The 7,672-nt window shown below is 76.2% G+C and carries 5 protein-coding genes and 1 pseudogene; all 6 read left to right on the top strand.

The window, feature by feature from the left end:
• Positions 1 to 1,203 (top strand): annotated as a pseudogene (locus NOD94_RS27970) (hypothetical protein); the annotation flags it as partial.
• A complete protein-coding gene (gene lxmK / locus NOD94_RS27965; RefSeq protein ID WP_281208901.1) occupies positions 1,200 to 2,348 on the top strand; it encodes a class V lanthionine synthetase subunit LxmK in 1,149 nt (382 codons plus the stop codon). The pseudogene NOD94_RS27970 and the gene lxmK, both read left to right, overlap by 4 nt.
• Positions 2,345 to 3,337: a T3SS effector HopA1 family protein gene (locus NOD94_RS27960; protein ID WP_281208900.1), complete on the top strand. Its 993-nt coding sequence runs from the start codon at positions 2,345 to 2,347 to the stop codon at positions 3,335 to 3,337. The genes lxmK and NOD94_RS27960 overlap by 4 nt, the downstream gene beginning before the upstream one ends.
• A gap of 56 nt (positions 3,338 to 3,393) precedes the next feature.
• Positions 3,394 to 4,191: an ABC transporter ATP-binding protein gene (locus NOD94_RS27955; protein ID WP_281208899.1), complete on the top strand. Its 798-nt coding sequence runs from the start codon at positions 3,394 to 3,396 to the stop codon at positions 4,189 to 4,191.
• Positions 4,167 to 5,744 (top strand): transporter, encoded by a 1,578-nt coding sequence (locus tag NOD94_RS27950; protein WP_281208898.1) that lies wholly within the window; start codon positions 4,167 to 4,169, stop codon positions 5,742 to 5,744. Before NOD94_RS27955 ends, NOD94_RS27950 begins: the two co-directional genes overlap by 25 nt.
• Positions 5,745 to 5,781: 37 nt before the next feature.
• Entirely contained in the window at positions 5,782 to 7,668 is a 1,887-nt protein-coding gene (locus NOD94_RS27945) for an ABC transporter ATP-binding protein (RefSeq protein ID WP_281208897.1), read from the top strand.
• The last annotated feature ends 4 nt before the right edge of the window (positions 7,669 to 7,672 follow it).

Genomic DNA, 7,672 nt, shown 5'->3' with positions numbered 1-7,672 from the left:
GTCGCCGCCGTGCGGGACACCCGCGCGCCCCTCGTCGAGTTCCGGCTGCGGCTGCCCGCGCCGCCGGCCGCCGCGCCCGTCGACCGGGAGCGGCTCGCCCTGGTCCTCGCCGACCGTTGGACGGCCCGCTTCCCCGCGCAGGGGTCGGTGTCCACGACCGTGGAGGGCGGCGCCGTCCTGCTCGACGCCTGGCTGCCCGCGCCCGCCCCCGACCCAAAGCTGTTCGCCGACCTGCTCGGCGCCCCGCCCGCGGCCGAGGAACTCGCCGCCGTGGAACCGCGGGCCCGCGCCCGCATGGGCGGTCGGGTGAGCAACCCGACCTGGCTCGTCGAACAGGCCCTGCGGCAAAGGCTCCTGACCGGCTGGTCCGGTCCGGGCCCCGCCGGAGCGGCCACCGTTCCTCCGTACGCGGGCGGCGTCGAACTCACCGCCGTCGGCGACCTGGATCCCGACGCCTGGGTCGCGGCGGCCGGCGCCGCCCTGCGCCCGCCGGCCCCCGCCCCCGGCACGCCGCCCGGGGCGCACCCGTACCCGGCGTTCCCCGCCGCCACCGAGGGCCTCGCGCTGCTGAGCCTGCCCCCGGCCCTGCCCACGACCGCCGCCCACCTGGTGTGGGCCACCCCCGAACCGGCCCCGGCCGGGTCGTTCGCCGCGCGCTGGCTCGCCGTGTCCGTGCTCGGCGGCGGCCAGCCCGGGGCCCGGCTCGCGGGGCTGCGCACGCCGCGGGCCCCGTACGGCTTCACCTCGTACGCGGGCCGCTTCGGCGACCACGGGGGCACGGGGCCGCTCGTCCGGATCCACGCCCAACTGCCGCTCGTCGGAGCCGTCGAGGCGGCCGGGGTGATCCGTGAGGAGCTGCGCCGCACCGCGGTCGAGCCGCCCACCGCGGCCGAGGTGGACGCCGCCCGCCGTTACTGCGCGGGCCAGTTCGCCCTGATGCCGCAGTCCCAGTCCTCGCTCGCCGACCAACTGGGCGCCTGGCTGGCGACCGGGCGCCGGACCGCCGAACTCGTCGGCTTCCCCGCCGCCCTGTACGAGGTGCCGGCCGCCGAGGTGGCCCGTGACTGCGCCCGCCTGTTCGCCCGGCCCGCCTATGCCGGAGTGCTCGCCGCACCGGCGGCCGGCCCGGCGGCCGAACCCGCCGACCCGACCCGGCCCGCCGACCCGGCCGAACCCGCCGACCCCGCCGAGGAGACGCCGTGACCGGCACCACCACCACGCCCCGCACCGAACTGCGGTTCCGCCCCGTCGACCTCGACGGCGTGCCCGAGGTCGACGCCCTGTTGCGGCGCATCGGCACGGGCCCCTTCGACCGCACCGACCTCACCGCGCTGCCCGGCCGCAACGACACCTGGGCCGGCCGCACGACCGGCGGCGCCCCCGTCTTCGTCAAGCGACTGACCGGCCCGCCGGAGGACGTACGGGCCCGGATGGGCCGCGCGCTCGCCTACGAGCGGATGGTCGCGGACGCCCCCGCCGACGTCCTGCGCGGACCCGCCCTGCTGGGCAGCGACCCGGACGCCGGGCTGCTCGCCTTCGACTACCTCCAGGACGCCCGCAGCGGCGCCGAGCTGATGGCCGACCAGGAGTTCACGCCGGAGCTCGCGCACCGCGCCGGCCTCGCCCTGGGGCGGCTGCACGCCCGCCCCGCCGGACCGCTCGGCGCCCTGGAGCGGAGCGCCCCCGCGCTGCCCTCGCCGGAACCGCTGGAGGCGCTGCCCGCCGCCGTGTTCGAGGAGCTCAGCGGCGCGGAGTTGGAGACCTGGCGGCTGCTGCAGAACGACGCCCCGCTGATCGGTGCCGTGCACCGGCTGCTCGCCGACGAACGGGCGGCGCCGCGCGTGCCCGCCCACTGCGACCTGCGGATGGACCAGTTCCTGATCACCGGCCGGCCCGGTGCGGACGCCGTGCTGCACGTGGCCGACTGGGAGGAGTTCCGCCTCGCCGACCCGGCCCGTGACGTGGGCGGCTTCGCCGGTGAATGGCTGCACCGCGCGGTGCACGACATCGTCACCACCCGCGGTGACGCCGACACCGCGGCCTTCGCCGGGCTGTCGATGACGCGCGAGACCGTGCTCGCCCGCGGCGCGGAGAAGCTCACCCGCCTGCGGCCGGTCGTCCAGGAGTTCTGGCGCGGCTACCGCGCGGCGCGACCGGACGCCGATCCGGGCCTGGCCGAGCGGGCCACCGCCTTCGCCGGCTGGCACCTGTTGGACCGGCTCCTCGCCGGGGCCGCCCGTTCCAACCGGCTGCTCGGCATCGAGCGGGCCGCCGCGGGCATCGGCCGCACGGCCCTGCTGGACCCCGCCCGCTTCACCCACGTCGTCGGACTCGGAGACGCCTCGTGACCACCGCCGCAGCCGCAGCCCCCGCCACCCCGGCCCCCGCCGACGCCCTGGCCCCCGCCCTCGCCGACGCCCTGGCCCGGATCCACCTCTCCGCCGACGGGCTCACCGCCACCGTCGGACCCCGCACCATCGAGGGCGAGTCGACCCGCGAACTCCAGCAGCGGCTCGGGGCGGCCCTGTACGAGGTGTTCCACACGGGCCGCGCCGAGGCCGACACCCGGCCCCGCCGGATGGCCCCGCGCGACCACGGCTTCGAGCGCGAGCTGGCGGCGGCGGTGCCCCACCGCGAGGTCCGCCGCACCGGTGTCCTGCTCCGGGCCCCGCAGGAGCCGGCGGGCGGGGAGGCGCTCGTGTCCTGGGACGGCGTCCGCGTCCGGGTGCCCGTGGACCGGCTGACCGCCGACGGCCCGCTCGTCCCCGGCACCGGGGTGAGCAGCCCGGCCTCCCCGGTCCGGCCCGCGCTCTCGCCCGGGTTCTTCTACGCCATGGGCTCCCGCGAGCCGGGCTTCGGCGACGAACTGCTCCGGGTCTACGTCCACCTCACCGATCCCGGACGGGCCCCGCGGATCTGGGGCACCGTACTGGAGCGCCTGGAGGCGGCCGGGGCCGGCTACCACGCCAAGGTGCTGTCCGGTCCGGCCGACTACCCGCGCCGCGACGCCCTCGTCGTCTACCTGGGCGGCGAGTCCTGGGGCGCCTGCCACACCGTCGCCGACGCGGTCCGGGACCTGCCCGGCACCGCCCCGGACACCTCGGTCTTCGCCCACCGGCTCGGCCCTGCCGCGGCCGTGGCCTGGGAGCCGGCCGACCCCCGGCCCGGCGCGGGCGGCCTGAGCTTCGGCCAGCACCGCGCGGCGGCGTTGGCGGAGGCGGCCGTACGGGCCGCGTCCGATGCCGGTACCGGTGCCCACGCCGCGTTCGGCGGCGCCGGCATCGACCCCGGCGCCCCCTACCGGAACCTGGCCTCGCCGGACCTCCCCGCCCGCTGAGCGGCCCCGGCAGGCCTCCCGTCCCCCCACCCCCACCCCGGCCGGAAGGCAGCACCATGCACCACCCCCCCGAAGGCGAGACGGTCCCGGCGGCCGTGGAAGTACGAGGACTGCGCAAGGAGTTCGACGGCAAGCCGGCCGTCGGCGGCGTGGACCTCACCGTCCCCCGGGGCAGCTTCTACGGCCTGGTCGGCCCCAACGGCGCCGGCAAGACCACCAGCCTGTCGATGATCACCGGTCTGCTGCGGCCCGACGCGGGCACCGTCCGCGTCGCCGGGTACGACGTCTGGCAGGACCCGTACGAGGCCAAGCACCGCATCGGCATTCTGCCCGACGGCCTGCGCCTGTTCGAGCGGCTGTCGGGCCGGGAACTGCTGCGCTACACGGGTCGGCTGCGGGAGCTGCCCGCGGCCGACACCGAGGCGCGCGCCGAGGAACTGCTCGACGTGCTCGGGCTCACCGAGGCCGGCGACAAGCTGGTCGTCGACTATTCGACGGGCATGCGCAAGAAGATCGGCCTGGCGGCCGCGCTGCTGCACAACCCGCCGGTCCTCTTCCTCGACGAGCCCTTCGAGAGCGTCGACCCGGTGTCGGCCGAGACGATCCGCGAGGTGCTGCGCCAGTACACCGCGACCGGCTCGACGGTGATCTTCTCCAGCCACGTCATGGAGCTCGTGGCGGCCCTGTGCACGCACGTGGCCATCATGGCCAAGGGCAGCGTGGTCGCCGACGGCACGCTCGACGAGGTACGGGCCGGCCGCGGCCTCAACGAGCGCTTCATGGAACTGGTCGGCGCCCCCGCCGGGAAGGCGAAGGGGGGGAGCCTCGCATGGTTGGGGTCTTCGTCGGGCTGAAACTCGCCCTCCTGCGCAGCAGTCTGCGCCGCAGCACCGGCCGCGCCGTGGGCTTCGTCGCCGGCTCGCTCATCAGCCTGACCGGCGCCTGCTGGGTGGCCGTGGGCCTGGCCCGGGCCCAGGGCGAACCGGAATCGGCGGACTTCGCCGTGCTCGCCCTCGCCGGGCTGGCCGTCGCCTGGCTGGCGCTGCCGCTGTCCTTCGGCGCGGGCGGCGACGAAAGTTCCGATCCGACGCGGCTCGCCGTGCTGCCCGTCCGGCCGCGCCGGCTGATCGCCGGGGCCACCGCCTCCGCGCTCGTCGGCCCGGGGCCGCTGTGCACCCTCGTCCTCATCACCGGAGCGGTCGTCGGCGCCGCCGAGGGCGCCTTCGACAGCGTGCCCGGCGCGCTCGTCACCGTCCTCGCCGTTCCGCTCGCACTGCTGCTGTGCGTGGTCGCCTCCCGGGCCGTACTGGCGGCCTTCGCGCGGGCGTTGACCGGTCGACGCGGCAAGGACGCCGCCGCCCTCGGCGGCCTGCTGACCGCCGTCGGCGGGTACGCCGCCTACCTGCTGCTGACCACCGCCGGCTCGGGACTCGCCCTGCCGCCCGTCGTCGTACGGGTCCTGCGCTGGTCCCCGCCGGGCTGGCCGGCCGACGCCGTCCGGGCCGCCGCCGACGGCAGGACCGGTACCGCCCTGCTCGAACTGGCCGGGACCGCCGCCCTGATCGGCCTCCTGATGGTGTGGTGGCACGGCTCCCTGGCCCGCCTGATGACCACCACGGATTCCTCGACGGCCCGCGCCGGCGAGGTCCGCGCCGCCCGTACCACCGGCCGGCGGGCCCGGCTGCTCGCCTCCAGCCGGACCCTGCTGGTCGCCCACCACCAGTTCAGCGCCTTCGCCCGGTCGCCGAGGCACCGCATGACGATGATCGCGGCGCTGGCGTACGCGGTGCTGTTCCCCGTCGTGATGGTGCCGGTCGGCGCACGGACCCCGTACGTCGCCGTCGGCGGCGCCTGGGTGTTCGGACTGACCGTGCCCGGTGTGCTGTTCGCCCTCGACGGCTCGGCGATCTGGAGCAACGTCGCCACGCTGCGCACGGTGGCGCAGGCCCGCGCCGAACTCGTCGGCCGGCTGCTCCCGCAGTTGGTGTTCATCGTGCCCTGGCTGACCGCCGTGGGCTGCGGCGTTGCCCTCGCCACCGGGCGCACCGACCAGCTCGCCGCCGCGCTCGGTGTCGGCTTCGCGCTGCTCGGGGTGACGTTCGCGCTGGGCATGGTCATCAGCGTGTTCCACCCCTACCCGTACCCCGAGGACCCGTGGGGCGTGAGCGCGCCGGGCCAGAGCGGCGGGTACCACCTGGCGAACTTCCTCGGCTCCCTCGTCGGGGTGGTCGCCGTCGTCCCCGTGGTCGTCGGCGCGATCGCCCTGGACGGCTCCGCGTCCTCCTGGGTGCTGCTGCCGCTGGGGACGGCGTACGGGCTGCTGGCCGTCCTGGTCACGCTGCGGACGATGGGCCGGCGGCTGTTCGAGAGGGCGCCCGAGATCCTCACCGTCCTGCGGATGTCCTGACCCACCGACCGACGAAGGAACGAAGGAAGCCACCACGATGAAGGCCAGTACGACGCCGGCGGGCACGCCGCAGGCCGGCGGGACACAGCCCGACGCGACTCAGCCCGGTGCGACCAAGGGCGGTGCGACGAAGGGAGACGCGACGAAGGCCGGCGCGACCCGCTCCCTGCTGGACCACGCGCGCCCGCACCGCAAGGCCCTGATCGCCGGCGCGGCCCTGAGCGCGCTCGGCGGGGTCAGCGGCCTCGCCCAACCGCTGGTGGCCAAGTCGTTCGTCGAGGCGCTGGCCGTCGACGGGTCGGTCACCCGTCAGGTGCTGCTCCTCGCCCTGCTGATCGTGGGCGGGGCGCTGACCAGCGCATTCGGCATGTATGCGGTGGAACGGGCCGCCGAGAGCGTGGTGTTGGGCGCCCGCAGGCGGCTGATCGCCCGGCTGCCCCGGCTGCGGGTCGCGGACCTGGACCGGCGGCCGCCCGGCGATCTCATCTCCCGGGTGACGGCCGACACCACCCTGCTGCGCGAGGCGGCGACCAACAACCTCGTCGACACGCTCATCGGCTCCGTCACGCTGATCGGCATGCTGGTCCTGATGGCCTGGCTGGACGTCGTCCTGTTCCTCGCCGTGCTCGGTGTCGTCGTCGCCATCGGCGGGTGCACGGCCCTGGTGATGCCCCGCATCGCACGGGCGAGCAAGGAGGCCCAGGAAGCCCTCGGCGAGCTGGGTTCGGGGCTGGAACGGCTGCTCGGAGCGATCCGTACGGTCAAGGCGAGCGGCGCCGAGCAGCGGGAGAGCGCCGTCCTGGACGGTTCGGCGCGGGACGCCTGGCGGGCCGGCCTGCGGGCGGCCCGTTGGGGTGCGGTGGCCGGGACCTCCAGCGGGCTGGTGGTGCAGCTGGCCTTCCTGACGGTGCTGGGCCTGGGCGGGGCGCGCGTCGCGAACGGGTCGATGAGCGTCGCCTCGTTGATCGGCTTCCTGCTGTACCTGTTCTACCTGGTGGGTCCGGTCGCGCAGTTGGCGAGCGGGATCAGCGGCCTCCAGGTGGGCACCGCGGCCGTCCGACGCATCCACGAGGTGCTGGAACTCACCCCCGAGGAAGGGGAGGCGGAGCTGCCCGCCGCACGGACGGCGCGCGAGGGCGACACCACCCACGAGGGCGGTGCCGGGATCGTGTTCCGGGACGTCGTCTTCCGCTACCGCGAGGACGGCCGGCCCGTTCTGGACGGCGCCGGCTTCGAGATCGGCCCCGGCGGGCTGACCGCCGTCGTCGGGCCCTCCGGCACCGGCAAGAGCACGCTGTTCGCCCTGCTGGAGCGCTTCTACGACATCGACAGCGGCAGCATCAGCGTCGACGGACGGGACCTGCGCGACTGGAACCCGGCCGAGTTGCGCCGGACCATCGGCTACGTCGAGCAGGACGCCCCGGTCCTGGCGGGCACCCTGCGCGACAACCTGATGCTCGCCGCCCCGGGCGCGAGCCCGGACGAACTCCGCCACGTCATGGAGCAGGTACGGCTGACCGCGCTGGTCGACGGCCTGCCGGAGGGCCTGGACACGGAGGTCGGCCACCGCGGCACGGCCCTGTCCGGAGGACAGCGCCAGCGCGTCGCCATCGCCCGGGCGTTGCTGCGACGGCCCCGGCTGCTGCTGCTCGACGAGGCCACCTCGCAGCTCGACGCGCTCAACGAGAGCGAGTTGCGCGAGGTCATCGCGGGGATCGCGCGGACCACCACCGTCCTGGTGATCGCCCATCGCCTGTCCACGGTGACGGGCGCCCGCCGGATCCTCGTCCTGGAGGACGGCCGGGTGCGGGCCTCGGGCACCCATGCCGAACTCCTGCGGGAGGGCGGCCTGTACGCCCGACTGGCCGCGACCCAGACGCTCGGCGCCGACCGACAGGAGTCGGCGCCCGTGGCGGGCGACTGACCGG

Source organism: Streptomyces sp. Isolate_45 (assembly GCF_024721315.2).
Lineage (GTDB): Bacteria > Actinomycetota > Actinomycetes > Streptomycetales > Streptomycetaceae > Streptomyces.
The sequence above is the reverse complement of the archived record's forward strand: the minus strand, read 5'-3'. Positions and strand labels throughout refer to the sequence as shown.

What these genes read in the sequence shown, in the direction of transcription:
- NOD94_RS27955 (WP_281208899.1), top strand. Translation starts at nt 3,394, where the DNA reads ATGCACCACCCCCCCGAAGGCGAGACGGTCCCGGCGGCCGTGGAAGTA.
- NOD94_RS27950 (WP_281208898.1), top strand. Translation starts at nt 4,167, where the DNA reads ATGGTTGGGGTCTTCGTCGGGCTGAAACTCGCCCTCCTGCGCAGCAGT.
- NOD94_RS27945 (WP_281208897.1), top strand. Translation starts at nt 5,782, where the DNA reads ATGAAGGCCAGTACGACGCCGGCGGGCACGCCGCAGGCCGGCGGGACA.